This window comes from Pseudomonas sp. TWR3-1-1 (assembly GCF_049896545.1).
Lineage (GTDB): Bacteria > Pseudomonadota > Gammaproteobacteria > Pseudomonadales > Pseudomonadaceae > Aquipseudomonas > Aquipseudomonas weihenstephanensis.
Map to the genome: position 1 here is coordinate 1 of NZ_JAFCUO010000006.1, position 14520 is coordinate 14520.

Genomic DNA, 14520 nt, shown 5'->3' on the forward strand with positions numbered 1-14520 from the left:
GCTGCGGGTGATGCGTTCAATCTGGCCGTGGATGCCGTTTTGCGCGTTGAACGCTAAAAACGCAGGCTGATGCAGCAACGCTTCAAGGTCGAGATTGGCACGGTCACTGACCAGTTGGATGGCGAAGGAAAACGGCTGACTGATGGCCTCCTTGCCTTTAAATGCCAGTACCTGAAGCGAATCGTCACTGCCGGTTATCACCAGGCTGAAACGCGATGGGGGGCGAAGGGTAGACATCCGTGACTCCTCTGAAACAGAGGCGCTGACGCTAACGGATAAGCCTAATGATCATGCGTAGGAGGATTCCCAAAGATCCAAAAGAAACGGATCGAATTAACTACCAAGGCTGTAAACCCATCCAACTGAATGTGTACAAAACCTTTTTGACAGCCCTGCAATTACACAGGTTAGAATCGCTGGCACGCAAACTGCTTCAACAGTGAGCGCCCTGCCTATGAGTTTTCTGGAGTACTGCCTTTGAATGCGACGACCATCAACAGCCTGTTCTTGATCGGCGCGTTGCTGGTGGGTGCAAGCATTCTGGTGAGTTCACTTTCTTCACGCCTGGGCATCCCGATTCTGGTGATTATCCTGGCGGTGGGCATGACCGCGGGCGTCGACGGCGGCGGCATTATTTTTGATAACTACCCAACGGCTTATCTGGTGGGCAACCTCGCCTTGGCCGTGATTTTGCTCGATGGCGGCCTGCGCACCCGCGTGTCCAGTTTCCGCGTCGCCTTGTGGCCTGCGTTGTCGCTGGCCACGGTCGGGGTGATGATCACCACCGGGCTGACCGGGCTGATGGCCGCGTGGCTGTTCAATCTCAACCTGATTCAGGGCCTGCTGGTGGGTGCCATCGTCGGCTCCACCGATGCGGCGGCAGTGTTCTCGCTGTTGGGCGGTAAAGGCCTGAACGAGCGGGTATCGGCCAGCCTGGAGATCGAATCGGGCAGCAATGACCCGATGGCGGTGTTCCTCACCGTGACCCTGATCGACATGCTCGCCAGCGGCGAAACCACGCTGCACGCCAGTTTGCTGCTCAATCTGTTACGCGAGTTCGGTATCGGCGGCGCCATCGGTCTGGCCGGGGGCTGGATGATGCTGCAACTGGTTAACCGCATTAATCTGGCCAATGGCCTGTATCCGATTCTGGTGGTCGCGGGCGGGCTGGTGGTGTTCGCACTCACCAACGCCCTGCACGGCAGCGGCTTCCTCGCGGTGTACCTGTGCGGCCTGGTGATCGGCAACAGCCCGATCCGCAGCCGCCACGGCATTTTGCACATGCTCGACGGTATGGCTTGGCTGGCTCAGATCGGCATGTTCCTGGTGCTCGGCTTGTTGGTCACACCCCACGATTTGCTGCCCATCGCAGTGCCTGCTCTGGCGCTGGCGTTGTGGATGATTCTGTTCGCACGGCCGTTGTCGGTGATGGTCGGGCTGCTGCCGTTCAAAGCGTTCCACACCCGTGAAAAAGCCTTTATTTCGTGGGTTGGGTTGCGCGGTGCGGTGCCGATTATTTTGGCGGTGTTCCCGTTGATGGCCGGGCTTGAGAATGCGCAGCTGTACTTCAACCTCGCGTTTTTCATCGTGCTGGTGTCCCTGTTGGTGCAAGGCACCAGCCTGCCGTGGGTGGCCAAGCTGCTTAAGGTGACCGTGCCGCCAGACCTGGCGCCGATCTCGCGCGCAGCCCTTGAAGTGCATGTCACCAGCGAGTGGGAGCTGTTCGTTTATCGCCTCGACGCACAAAACTGGTGCATTGGCGCCGCCTTGCGTGAACTGAAAATGCCCGAAGGCACGCGCATCGCAGCCCTGTTTCGGGGTCAGCAACTGCTCCACCCGTCGGGTAGTACCACCCTTGAAATTGGTGATCTGCTCTGCGTGATCGGCCACGAACACAACCTGCCAGCCCTCGGCAAACTGTTCAGCCAGCCGCCTACCCGCGGTTTGGACCTGCGCTTTTTTGGCGACTTTGTACTCGAAGGCGACGCCCAGCTGGGCGCGGTGTCTGCACTCTACGGCCTGAAGCTGGACGGCATTGACCCCGACTTGCCGCTCAGCAGCTTCATCGCGCAGAAGGTCGGCGGCGCACCCGTGGTGGGCGATCAGGTTGAATGGAACAACACCATTTGGACCGTGGCCGTGATGGACGGGAACAAGATCGGCAAAGTGGGCGTCAGATTCCCCGAAGGAAGTGCCCCGGGTCCGGGGTTGTTCCTCTAAACTCCCCCTCTCCGCCCCTTGTATGACCGGTATCTATGCCCACTCTGCGCACGCTCTTCGCCACCGTCCTGCTCGGCTTGAGCCTTTGTGTCGGCCCGCTACAGGCTGCCGAGCCTCCAACCACCGAGTCGGTTCAGCAAAGCCTGGACAAAATTGCCGACCGCAAACTGCCGGACGCTGACCAAAAAGCGCTGCAAGCGGTCCTCGAAAAGACCCTTGCCCACCTGGCCAACAAAGCGGATTACGAACAAAGCCTGAGTGAGATCAAGCAGCAACTCAGCACCGCGCCGCAGCAAACCCTCGAAAACCAGCGAGAACTGGCCAAGCTCAAAGCCAGCACCGTGGTGCCGGTTGCCCAGCGGTACAGCAATCTCAGCGTGCAGCAGCTTGAGCAACTGCTCGCCGACCGCACCACGCAGCAAGGCGAGCTGCAAAAAGCCCTGGCCAGTGCCAACAGCATGACCATCGCCGCGCAAACCCGGCCAGAGCGGGCACAAGCCGAAATCAGCACCAGCCAAACGCGCATCCAGCAGATCAACAACATCCTGAAACTGGGGCGCGACAACGGCAAACTGCTGACGGGCGACCAACGTAACCAGCTCAATGCCGAGGCGGGCGCGCTGACCGCCCTTATCGCGCTGCGCCGCCAAGAACTGGCGGGCAACAGCCAGTTGCAAGACTTGAGTGGCAGCCAGCATGACTTGCTGATGGAAAAAACCGCTCGTCAGGACCAGGAAATCCAGGAACTGCAAACCCTGATCAACCAGAAGCGTCTGGCGCAATCGCAACAGACCGTGACCCAGCAATCCATCGAAGCGCAAAAGTCCGGCAGCAGCAGCCTGCTGTCCACCGAAAGTGCGATCAACCTCAAGCTCTCCGACTACCTGTTGCGCAGCACCGACCGCTTGAATGAAGTCACGCAGCAAAATCTCGAAACCAAACAGCAACTCGACAACGTGACCCAAAGCGATCAGGCGCTGGACGAGCAGATCAGCGTGCTAAAGGGCAGCCTGCTGTTGTCCAAGATTCTCTATAAACAGAAACAAGCACTGCCGCGCCTGCAAAAGATGGACAAGAACCTGGCTGATGAGATCGCGGACATCCGCCTGTATCAGTTCGAGATCAACCAGCAGCGCGAGCTGATCAGCAACCCGACCACTTATGTCGACAACCTGCTGTCCACCCAGCCAGCCGATCAAGTCACCCCGCAGCTGCGTAAAACCCTGCTCGAACTGGTCGGCACCCGGGGTGATTTGCTGGAGCGCCTCAACCGCGAGTTGAGCGCCCTGCTCAACGAAACCATCACCTTGCAACTGAACCAGAAACAATTGCTCAGCACCGCCCAGAGCCTGCGCGCCACGCTGGACGAGCAAATGTTCTGGATCCCCAGCAACAAGCCGCTGGATCTGGAGTGGCTGGAAACCGCGCCGCACTACCTCAAACAGCAATTACTGACTTTGCCCTGGACTTCCGGTTTCAGCGAGCTGGCGGATGGCTTGTCGCAACGCCCGTGGCTTTTTTCACCGCTGGCCTTGTTGATCGTGGCGTTGCTGTGGAAGCGCCGCTACCTCTACACCAAGTTGAACAAAATCCACCAGGACATCGGCCACTTCAAGCGTGACAGTCAGTGGCACACGCCGCTGGCGATTTTGATCAACGTGTTGCTGGCGATGCCGGTTTCTCTGGCGCTGGCCTTATGCGGCTACGCCTTGCAAACCGACGCCCGCGGTATGAACGCCAACCTGGGCGCCGCCTTGATTCAAATGGCCCAGGCCTGGCTGGTGTTTTACACCGCCTATCGCACTCTGGCGCCGGGCGGGGTGGCCGAACTGCATTTTCGCTGGGAAAAACCGCTGGTCGAGTTCCTGCAACGCTGGGTGCGCAAGCTAGGTTTTGTAGTGCTGGCACTGGTGGCCGTGGTCGCGTTTGCCGAACAACAACCCGCCGCATTGGCTGACGATGTGCTGGGCATTGTCATTGTGCTGGGCTGCTATGCCGCTATGGCCTGGCTGCTGTGCAGCTTGCTGCTCAAGGATTTCGAAATCGAGAAAAAGGGCTATCGCCTGCGTAAGTTGCTCGGTTTTGCGTTTGCCCTGCTGCCGCTCGCTCTGTTTGTGGCGGTGTGCTTTGGCTACTACTACACCGCACTCAAACTCAGTGATCGCCTGATCAACACCTTGTACCTGTTGATGTTTTGGCTGGTGGCCGAAGCCGCCTTTGTCCGCGGCCTGGCCGTCGCTGCCCGTCGCCTGGCCTATCAACGGGCGCTGGCCAAACGCCAGGCCGCCAAAGAAGCGGGCGAAGGCAACGACATCATCATTGAAGAACCCACGCTGGACATCGAGCAGGTCAACCAGCAATCGCTGCGCCTGATTCGTCTGGCCTTGCTCGCAGGCTTTATCGGTGGGCTGTATTGGGTGTGGGCAGACTTGATCTCCGTCTTTTCCTACCTCGACAACATCACCTTGTACGAATACACCAGCGGCACCGGCGCCAACATGAGCATGGTGCCCATCAGCATTGGCGATGTGATCGGCGCACTGGTGATCATCGGTATCAGCATTGCCCTGGCCCGCAACCTGCCCGGCCTGCTGGAAGTGCTGGTGTTGTCCAGGCTCGAACTCGGGCAGGGCAGCGCCTACGCCACCACCACCCTGTTGACCTACGTGATCATCGGCGTGGGCTTTGTCGCGACCCTGTCGACCCTCGGCGTGAGCTGGGACAAGTTGCAGTGGCTGGTGGCCGCACTCTCGGTGGGCCTGGGCTTCGGCATGCAGGAAATCTTCGCCAACTTCATCTCCGGCATCATGATTTTGTTCGAGCGCCCGGTGCGTATCGGCGACACCATCACCATCGGCAACCTGTCGGGCACCGTGAGCAAGATCCGCATTCGGGCAACCACCATCACTGACTTCGACCGCAAAGACATCATCGTCCCGAACAAAACCTTCATCACCGGGCAACTGATCAACTGGTCGCTGACCGACACCATTACCCGCGTCACCCTCAAGTTGGGGGTCGATTACGGCTCCGATCTGGACCTGGTCAAACACCTGCTGCTCAAGGCCGCCCAAGAAAACCCGCGCGTGCTCAAAGACCCCGAGCCGCATGTGTACTTCCTGAACTTTGGCCAAAGCACCCTCGACCACGAACTGCGCATGCACGTACGCGATCTGGGCGACCGTAACCCGGTCATCGACGAGGTCAACCGCTTCATCAACCGCGAGTTCAAGAACCACAGCATCAACATCTCGTTCCAGCAGATGGAGGTGTACCTCAAGAACTTGCAAGGCCAGGAATACAAACTGGTGCCCGTCGGGCCAGAAGTGCCGAATTCAACACCGCGCCTGGACAAGCCAGACAATGCGCCCAAAATGCCGTAGCCATTGCACAAGGCCCAGATAAGCCCCCGGGCCAGCAAGACAACGGGTTGCCAGGCAACCCTTCACGGCCTGCGGCAGTCATTACACCTCTGGCTGCACCTTAAATTTATGTGGGAGACGGCCATTGAAAGCCCTCGACGATCTGACATTCGATAACCGCTTCGCGCGTTTGGGCGACGCGTTTTCGACCCACGTATTGCCCGAACCTCTCGACGCACCACGGCTGGTAGTGGCCAGCGAAGCAGCGATGGCTTTACTCGACCTTGACCCATCCGTGGCCCACGATCCGGTCTTTGCCCAACTGTTTGGCGGCCACACCTTGTGGGCCGACGCCGAACCGCGTGCCATGGTGTATTCCGGCCACCAGTTCGGCTCCTACAACCCGCGCCTGGGCGATGGCCGCGGCTTGCTACTGGGCGAGGTGTACAACGACGCCGGTGAACATTGGGACTTGCACCTCAAAGGCGCGGGCATGACGCCCTACTCACGCATGGGCGACGGCCGCGCGGTATTGCGCTCCTCAATCCGTGAGTTTCTGGCCTCTGAAGCCTTGCACGCACTGGGCATCCCCAGCAGCCGCGCCGCCTGTGTGATCGGCTCCGACACCCCGGTATGGCGTGAAAAACAAGAACGCGGCGCAATGGTGCTGCGCTTGGCGCCCAGCCACATCCGCTTCGGGCATTTCGAGTACTTCTACTACACCCAGCAACCCGAACAGCAAAAGCAGTTGGGCGAACACGTGCTGGCCCTGCACTTTCCCGCATGCCTGGAACAGCCAGAACCGTACGTGGCGATGTTCCGCGAAATCGTGGAGCGCAACGCCGAACTGATCGCCAAATGGCAGGCTTACGGCTTTTGTCATGGCGTGATGAACACCGACAACATGTCGATACTGGGCATCACGTTTGACTTCGGTCCCTTCGCCTTCCTCGACGACTTCGATGCGCAGTTCATCTGCAACCATTCAGACCACCAAGGGCGCTATTCCTTCAGCAACCAGGTCCCCATCGGTCAATGGAACCTCAGCGCACTGGCGCAAGCACTGACGCCCTTCATCAGCGTTGACGCCCTGCGTGAAACCCTTGGCTTGTTTTTGCCGCTGTATCAGGCGCACTACCTGGACCTGATGCGCCGCCGCCTTGGCCTGAGCACGGCACAAGACACGGATCAAACACTGATCGAAGACCTGCTGCAACGCATGCAGGGCAGCGCCATCGACTACACCTTGTTCTTCCGTCAGTTAGGCGAGTTACCGCCCGAACAGGCCGTGGCGCGCCTGCGCGAAGACTTTGTCGACCTCAAAGGCTTTGATGAATGGGCCGCACAGTATGTAGCGCGGGTAGCAAGCGAAGGGATCATTGACCAACAGGCGCGTCGTGAGCGCATGCATGCCGTGAACCCGCTCTACATCCTGCGCAACTATCTGGCACAAAAAGCCATCGATGCGGCCGAAGCCGGGGACTACAGCGAAGTACGCCGTTTACACAAGGTTCTGACTCGACCCTTCACCGAGCAACCGGGCATGGAGGGCTATGCCGAGCGACCACCGGAATGGGGCAAGCACCTGGAGATCAGCTGTTCGTCGTGAGGGGAGAGTGTAGGGCAATGCTTCGCTCGGCAGAGCGACAGGCTCCTCTCAGACTTCAGTCGTCAGGGGGTATACGTTTACAACTCCAGGGGTCTGGCATGCACAAGGAGAGCCGCATGAAGGTGTTAATGCGCTTAGTACCCGTAGGGATACTCGCACTGATGCCGTTTCTCACGCTGGCAAATGGGAGATAAGACGACAAGCCTGATGAGCGCACGTTAAATACCCTTAAACAACTGGACACCAACTCATTTAACAGCTCATTGAAACCAAAAAAATTCAAGCCCGGCACAGTACTGAATCAAACACCTTTTAACGTTTATTAAAAGACTAAAAGCCTTAAGCATGCAGTCAGTGCCACTGACGATGAACGCAGCCGGGTCTATACCGTAACGCTATTAGAGACTCAAAAAGACGGCGCGACTGTTTGCTTTATAGATAACAGTTTGCAGGACACCTATTTATCAGCCCCTGCTCTACGCCTACAAAAAAGCACAGCAGGGCATTACATGGCGGCAAAACAATTACCCCGCAGCACGACGTGTGACATCACGCGCACTTAATGGAGGACCGCCCCAAACTCATGGTTTCCACCAAGACCCTTGAAGCGCTTCTTAGCCAACGCAGAAACTTTGCTCAAAAACCGCACTGATGCTTTTTACATCGGCCTGCGTCATGTTTTTTTCACGTCAGTTCAGCGCACTTTTTTCCAACGACACCGGCTGATCACTGTCCAAGTGCCGCGTTAGAACCATGACCTCATCGACAGCAGGGACTGCGCCTTTAAACCCAAGCGCAATAAATAACCCGAGGGTGACCATAACCCCTGAAAACAACCCTCCATAAAAAATGCTCACGACTATGCAGGCAGGGAACCAGATAATGCTAAAGGGAAGCAAAAACTTACCCGACGTAGCCAAATGATTGTCAATGGCAGATAAAGCGCTTTGATCCTCTGCGCACGCTTTGATAGTTGCCTGACAGTTGCAGCAAGTGACGGTTGCGGCCTCTGTCAATCGTGATACCTCCCCAACAGACAAGGGCAATGAATGCTTGCACTGCTCGCATTCAAACGTCGCATATTCATACTTTGAGGCCAGGTACTCACCCAGATCACTCACACTCACCTCTGCACGAGCTTTTAGGTTTTAGGTCTTTAACCCATTAGTCACTCACCGAACCGTAGCTGCCATTCATTACGCACCCGAGTGAAGGAGCCGAATAATAATGCAGCACTTAAAATACATATGTCAGAACCCCCTAAAACTTGGCGTAAGATCATTCTCCAAACTTAAGAGCTCATTCAATTTGCGCACGATGACATTCCATAAGATGGGCCTTCTCTTTCAGATAGCAGTGGCCGATGGAGCATTCATCTGCTGAACTTGTACGCCACGCACCTGTAGAGCATGACGCACGCAATAATCTGTAGGCGTCGACCAGCCGTCGCAGTCATCGGGTTTGCAGCCGCTTCGCGCCCGATCACAGCCTCGTGCAATGCGTGAACGAACCGTACGATCCAGAACCTTTCTTTGGAGTTTCGCCCATGACCGAACCGCTACTGATCCCCTGCCCTCACTGCAACGGCCTGAACCGCATCCCCGCGGCACGTGTGGGCGAGCACCCTAAATGCGGTCGCTGCAAAAACGAGGTGCTGCTGAGCAAGCCATTCGATTTGAAACAAATTGACTACACCAGCCAGATCAAGGGCGATCTGCCGCTGTTGCTGGATGTGTGGGCGCAGTGGTGTGGGCCGTGCAAGTCATTCGCGCCGGTGTTTGAACAAGCCGCGAGCGAATTGGTTGGCAAGTGCCGCTTGGCCAAGCTCGACAGTGAAGCCAATCAGCAACTGGCCGGGCAACTGGGCATTCGTTCGATCCCCAGCCTGATCCTGTTCAAAAATGGACGGGAAGTCGCTCGCCAAAGCGGCGCCTTCCCGTTGCCACAGCTCAAGGCATGGCTGCGCAGCCACGGCATCAGCGCTTAAGCGTTCTGATCCAGGTAGTCGTGCAGTTCAATGAATTGCCGGGTGAGTTTGTGCTTGGGGTCGTAATGCACTAACGGTTGGCTGGCCTGGTGCGATTCGCGCATGCGCACCGAGCTGCTGAGGTACACCGGCAGCACCGGCAAGCCTTCGGCAATCAGTTCGTCGAGCATTAGCTGCGGCAAACTGGCCCGGGCCTGAAACTGATTAACCACGATGCCTTCGACTTGCAGCGCGTCGTTATGGTCTTCTTTGAGCTCTTCGATTTCGGCCAGCAGGCCGTACAACGCCTGACGCGAGAAGCTGTCGCAATCGAAGGGGATCAATACGCGATCGCTGGCAATCAGTGCCGACACGGCATAAAAGTTCAGCGCTGGCGGGGTGTCTATGTAAATGCGGTCGTAATCTTCAGCCAACTCATCGAGCAACTTACGCAGCTTGTTGATCTTGTGCTTGGCCTCAAGCTTGGGCTGGAGGTCTGCCAGCTCCGCAGTCGCGGTGATGACGTGTAAGTTCTCGAAGGGCGTTTCGTAAATATCAACACGATTTTTCTTGCCCCCCACCCCGGCTGACAGGCTCTGTTTAAAGAACTCGGCAATCCCCATCGGAATATCGTCACCGGTCAAGCCCGTGAGGTATTGAGTGGAGTTGGCCTGAGCGTCGAGATCGACCAACAAGGTTCTGTAACCCTCGCTGGCACTGACGGCAGCCAGGTTGCACGCGATGCTGGACTTGCCCACACCGCCTTTTTGATTGAACACCACGCGACGCATTTCATGACCTCCGTGTATCAATGAATGCCCGAGTGTAGATGCCCTTGGCGCGGCTTCGCTACCTCGTGGCGAAATCAACTACAGCTCTAAGCCGGTTATCTGCGAGCACTGACGAATATCTCTCACACCTTCAATCCATTTGCCCTTCCCTTAGACCAATACTGGCAAAAAGACAGTGGCTTTTTTGTAGATCGTTAAAAAACCATACTAAATCTGTAAGCAATATTTGCTACCAGCCAACTGCACCGGGATAATGCCGCCACTCTGTTACAGGTGTGGCGTCGGTCGATGCCCACTTTCGCATCAAGGAAGCCTGCAAAGGCGGGATGATTCTCCAGTGATCAATTTCAATATCGCCGCGTGGCGAGCCTGGGCACCGGGCCTCGACAGCGTGGCCGATTGGCAGGCCTGGAGCCAGCAACCCGGCGTATTTGCCGCCAGCGGTGCAGCCCCCGACGTCTCGTTTTTACCCGCCATGCAACGGCGTCGCCTCAGCCGCCTGGCACGTATGGCGTTCAGCGTGGGCTGGCCATTGGCCGAAGGCCATCAGGCGCTGCCGCTGGTGTTTGCCTCGCGCCACGGCGAAACCCCACGCACCTTCGACATCCTCAGCGACCTGGCGGCCGAACAACCGCTGTCGCCCACTCAATTCAGCCTGTCGGTGCATAACGCGGTGATTGGCCTGTGGTCGATCCTGCGCGGCGAAACCAGCGAAATGACAGCACTGGCCGCCGCCGGTGACGGGTTGGAACACGGCCTGATTGAAGCCTGCGCGCTGCTCAATGAAGGCGCGCCGGCCGTATTGCTGGTTATTACCGAAGAACAGCCCCCTGAAGCTTACGCCTGCTGGATCGACGACGTGCCCTTCCCCTATGCCGTGGGCCTGCTGCTGACACCGGGTTCACAGTGGCAGGTCACGCTCACCAGCGGCCCGGCCGACGCCGAAAAAGCCCCGTGGCCGCACGCCCTGAACCTGCTGCGCCAACTGCTCGATGGGCAGGTTTCATTCCAACACGCCTGGAAAACCCGTGTATGGAACTGGCAACGCAACCTGTGAGTACGCGACAGGACGCGTGGTACTGGCGCCTGATCGCGACGGCGATCAGTTTCGGCCTGTTCGGGCTGGGCTGCCTGGGCCTGCGTTTGATCATCTTTCCGGTGTTGAGCTGCCTGCCGGGCAATACCGTTCGTCGTCGCGAACGCGCCCGCGCAACGGTCAGCCGGTTGTTCTGGCTGTTTATCCGCACAATGGCCCGTATGGGCGTGCTCACCTATGACGTACAAGGCGCCGAGCGGCTTGGCCGACCAGGGCAAATGATCATCGCTAACCACCCGTCGCTGATCGACGTGGTTTTTTTGATTGGCCTGGTGAGAAACGCCAATTGCGTGGTCAAACAAAGCCTTTGGCAAAATCCGTTTACTCGAAGCCCGGTGCGCGCCACGCAGTACATCAGCAATGATGGCAGCGTCGACATGCTGGACAACGCCGCCCGCGCCCTGCAAGAAGGCCAGACGCTGATTATTTTCCCGGAGGGGACACGCACGCAGCCGGGACAATCGCCCGCCTTTCATCGCGGCGCAGCCTCCATTGCGTTGCGAGGTGCCAAGCTCCTCACCCCGGTGATAATCAAGGTCAGCCCCACCACGCTGACCAAAGCCGAACCCTGGTACCGCATACCCGATCGGCGCGTGCACTTCAGTTTTCGCGTGGGGGCCGATATAGACCCACACACCTTTACTGCGCTGGGCCCGCCACCTAAAGCCTCGCGCCTGCTCAATGACTTCGTGCATGACTACTTTATTAAGGAGCTCGCCACAGATGAGCGATCTGAACACCCACATTAAACAACTGATCATCGACGCCCTGGGCCTCGAAGACATCAGCACCGACGACATCGGCGACGAGCAAACCCTGTTTGGCGAAGGGCTGGGACTGGATTCGGTCGACGCACTCGAACTGGGCCTGGCGATTCAAAAAACCTACGGCATCAAAATAGACGCCGACGCCAAAGACACCCGCAATCACTTTTCCAACGTGGCCAGCCTTGCGGCTTTTGTCACGGCCAAACAGGCAGCCTGAGACCGAACCATGCAAACCCGTGACGACATTTTCATTACCCTGCGCGATGCTCTGGTCGAACTGTTTGAGCTAGAACCTGAGCGCGTGACCCTGGACGCCAACCTGTACCAGGACCTGGAAATCGACAGCATCGACGCCGTCGACCTGATTGACCACATCAAGCGTAAAACCGGCAAAAAAATTGCCGCCGAGGAGTTTAAATCGGTACGCACCGTCAATGACGTGGTCGAGGCGGTTTACCGTCTGGTTCACGCTGACGCATGAGTCGCCTGATTGGCCTTGGCCTGTTGCTGGCCGGTCTGCTGTACCCCTTCGCGGTGTATTTCGGCATGGCCCATTTCGCCCCGTGGCAGTTTGCGCTGCTGCTCGGCGGCCTGTGGCTGGCCCGCGCACTAACCGGCCAGCGGCGCCCAGGCAGCCTGTGGATGGCCGTTGTGGCACTGGCGTTTTGCGCACTGCTGGCGCTGTTCAACAGCCCCGCGCTACTGCGCTGGTACCCGGTGCTGATCAGCGGTTTCATGCTCAGCCTGTTCGGTTTGAGCCTGAAGTTCGGGCCGCCGATGATCGAGCGTCTGGCGCGCCTGCGCGAGCCGGTACTGCCCGACATTGCGATTCATTACACGCGACAGGTGACCAAGGTCTGGTGCCTGTTTTTTCTGCTCAACGGGTTAGTCGCAGCCGGTTTGACGCTGTGGGCGCCGTTGAGCTGGTGGACGTTGTACAACGGCCTGATCGCCTACGGGCTGATGGGGCTGCTGTTTGCCATTGAATGGCTGATACGACAACAGGTAAGAGGCCGGGCATGAATTGGATAAAGCTTGAGCAGTTGTTGCTCAAGGGGCACGCCGGACGCGCGGTCACGGTTGACCCGACGCTGGACCACGCCACCCTGTGCGAACACGCATTGCGTCTGGCTGGCGGCTTGCAACAGCACAACGTGCAGCGCATTGCCGTACACCTTGAAGACGCCGCCGAGTTGGCCGTCGCTTTGCTTGGCGCCTGGCGCGCCGGGGTCAGCGTGTTGTTGCCTGCCGACCTGCAAGCGCAAACCCGTCAGCGTTGGGATTCGCAGGTTGACCTGTGGATAACTCAAGGCAGCGAGCTGGAGGCGTTATACGCCGAGCCGCTGGCGGCCGCGCAACTGGATCTGGACGCCTGCCAGCTCAGCCTGTGCACCTCCGGCTCCAGCGGCGAGCCCAAACGCATCGACAAAAGCTTGCGCCAGATCGCCAACGAAGTTCAGGCGCTGGAGCACTTGTGGGGCGCCGAGCTGGGCGAGGCGTGCATCATCGCCAGCGTGGCGGCGCAGCACATTTATGGGTTGCTGTTCCGCGTACTGTGGCCGCTGTGTGCAGGCCGGCGCTTTGTGCGCAAGCAACTGGCGTTCCCTGAAGACATGCAGCGCGCCAGCCGCGAGCACGCATCGTTCGCATGGGTTGCCAGCCCGGCACTGCTCAAGCGCACCAGTGACAACCTCGACTGGCCCGCTTTGAGCCAGGTGCGCCGAGTGTTTTCCTCGGGCGGCGCTCTGCCGGACGAGGCCGCGCAGAGCCTGCATGAACGCTTGGGGCAGTGGCCCACCGAAATCCTCGGCAGCTCCGAAACCGGTGGCATCGCCTGGCGCCAAGGCCCCGGCCTGTGGCAGCCATTTGCCGATGTGCAACTGAGCCAGAATGAAGAAGGCGCCCTGCTCATCGCCTCGGCGTACTTGCCCCACGGCCATCTCGAACACACTGCCGACGCCGCACGCATCGAAGCTGACGGACGATTTGAGTTGCTGGGGCGGCTGGACCGCATCGTCAAACTCGAAGAAAAACGCATCTCCCTGCCGATGCTGGAACAGGCGCTGGTCAACCACGACTGGGTGGCCGAAGCCCGCTTGGGCGTGATCCATGAAAACCGCGCCTCGCTGGGCGCCCTGCTGGTGCTCAGCGACAGCGGTCTGTATGCCCTGCGCGAACACGGCCGCCGTGCCCTGACCCACGGTCTGCGCCAGCACCTGAGCCAACACTGCGAAGCGCTGGCCTTGCCACGTCGCTGGCGGTTGCTGCGCCAATTGCCGCTCACCAGCCAGGGCAAATTGCCTCAGGCACAGGTAGATGCACTCCTGTTGGCGCCACGCCCCAAACTGCCGCAAGTGCTGAGCCAGACCGAGACCGACGGGCAATGGACGCTCAACCTGTCGATCCCGCCAGACCTGGCGTTTTTCAGCGGTCACTTTCCCAAAACCCCGGTGCTGCCGGGCGTGGTGCAAGTGGATTGGGCGTTGGCCTTGGGCCAGCAACTCCTCGACCTGCCGCCGCGATTTGCCGGGATGGAAGTGCTCAAATTTCAGCAATTGGTGCGCCCCGGCGACGCCATTGAATTAACCCTGCGTTTTGACCGTGAGCGCGGCAAATTGCACTTCGCCTACCGCAACGCCACAGCGCCGTGCGCCAGTGGTCGCATTCTGCTGGAGGCGACCTGTGGATAAGTTACGTGACGCAACGCTC

At 58.7% G+C, this 14520-nt stretch carries 12 protein-coding genes and 1 pseudogene; 10 read left to right on the forward strand and 3 right to left on the reverse strand.

Annotated features, from left to right (window positions below; translation table 11 throughout):
- Nucleotides 1–237, reverse strand: a pseudogene (locus ACP7A4_RS14325) (type VI secretion system tip protein VgrG); the annotation flags it as partial.
- 240 nt (nt 238–477) lie between these two features.
- Here ACP7A4_RS14325 and ACP7A4_RS14330 point away from each other — a divergent pair.
- From ACP7A4_RS14330 to selO, 3 genes are all read left to right on the forward strand, one after another.
- Entirely contained in the window at nt 478–2220 is a 1743-nt protein-coding gene (locus ACP7A4_RS14330) for a potassium/proton antiporter (protein WP_059761791.1), read from the forward strand.
- Nucleotides 2221–2255: 35 nt separating this feature from the next.
- Entirely contained in the window at nt 2256–5603 is a 3348-nt protein-coding gene (gene mscK, locus ACP7A4_RS14335) for a mechanosensitive channel MscK (protein WP_426247542.1), read from the forward strand.
- 124 nt (nt 5604–5727) lie between these two features.
- Nucleotides 5728–7191, forward strand: a complete 1464-nt coding sequence (gene selO, locus ACP7A4_RS14340) for a protein adenylyltransferase SelO (RefSeq protein ID WP_059761789.1) — start codon at nt 5728–5730, stop codon at nt 7189–7191.
- Nucleotides 7192–7880: 689 nt separating this feature from the next.
- Here the strand turns inward: selO and ACP7A4_RS14345 are convergent.
- Nucleotides 7881–8312 carry a hypothetical protein gene (locus ACP7A4_RS14345; protein ID WP_426247544.1) on the reverse strand — a complete coding sequence of 144 codons (432 nt, stop codon included), beginning with the start codon at nt 8310–8312 and terminating at the stop codon, nt 7881–7883.
- Between the two features lie 425 nt (nt 8313–8737).
- Between ACP7A4_RS14345 and trxC the strand changes: the two genes are divergently transcribed.
- The gene (gene trxC / locus ACP7A4_RS14350; protein WP_203303098.1) at nt 8738–9178 is read left to right on the forward strand and encodes a thioredoxin TrxC; all 441 of its coding nucleotides are present in this window, start codon (nt 8738–8740) and stop codon (nt 9176–9178) included.
- Here the strand turns inward: trxC and ACP7A4_RS14355 are convergent.
- Nucleotides 9175–9948, reverse strand: coding sequence for a ParA family protein (locus ACP7A4_RS14355; protein ID WP_059761785.1), 774 nt, complete (start codon nt 9946–9948; stop codon nt 9175–9177). The genes trxC and ACP7A4_RS14355 overlap by 4 nt on opposite strands.
- A 337-nt stretch (nt 9949–10285) precedes the next feature.
- On the opposite strand from ACP7A4_RS14355, the gene ACP7A4_RS14360 reads away from it, so the two are divergent.
- The 6 genes from ACP7A4_RS14360 to ACP7A4_RS14385 are packed head-to-tail and all read left to right on the forward strand — an operon-like array spanning nt 10286 to nt 14501.
- Nucleotides 10286–11005, forward strand: a complete 720-nt coding sequence (locus ACP7A4_RS14360; RefSeq protein ID WP_059761784.1) for a beta-ketoacyl synthase chain length factor — start codon at nt 10286–10288, stop codon at nt 11003–11005.
- Nucleotides 10981–11793 (forward strand): lysophospholipid acyltransferase family protein, encoded by an 813-nt coding sequence (locus tag ACP7A4_RS14365; RefSeq protein ID WP_059761783.1) that lies wholly within the window; start codon nt 10981–10983, stop codon nt 11791–11793. The genes ACP7A4_RS14360 and ACP7A4_RS14365 overlap by 25 nt, the downstream gene beginning before the upstream one ends.
- On the forward strand, nt 11768–12028 hold the full coding sequence (locus ACP7A4_RS14370) for a phosphopantetheine-binding protein (protein WP_048364521.1): 261 nt from the start codon (nt 11768–11770) through the stop codon (nt 12026–12028). The genes ACP7A4_RS14365 and ACP7A4_RS14370 overlap by 26 nt, the downstream gene beginning before the upstream one ends.
- 9 nt (nt 12029–12037) lie before the next feature.
- Nucleotides 12038–12292 (forward strand): acyl carrier protein, encoded by a 255-nt coding sequence (locus ACP7A4_RS14375; protein ID WP_203303101.1) that lies wholly within the window; start codon nt 12038–12040, stop codon nt 12290–12292.
- Complete coding sequence (locus tag ACP7A4_RS14380) at nt 12289–12834, forward strand: membrane protein (RefSeq protein ID WP_048364523.1); 546 nt, start codon at nt 12289–12291, stop codon at nt 12832–12834. Before ACP7A4_RS14375 ends, ACP7A4_RS14380 begins: the two co-directional genes overlap by 4 nt.
- A complete protein-coding gene (locus ACP7A4_RS14385) occupies nt 12831–14501 on the forward strand; it encodes an acyl-CoA synthetase family protein (protein WP_059761781.1) in 1671 nt (556 codons plus the stop codon). The genes ACP7A4_RS14380 and ACP7A4_RS14385 overlap by 4 nt, the downstream gene beginning before the upstream one ends.
- Nucleotides 14502–14520: the final 19 nt, after the last annotated feature.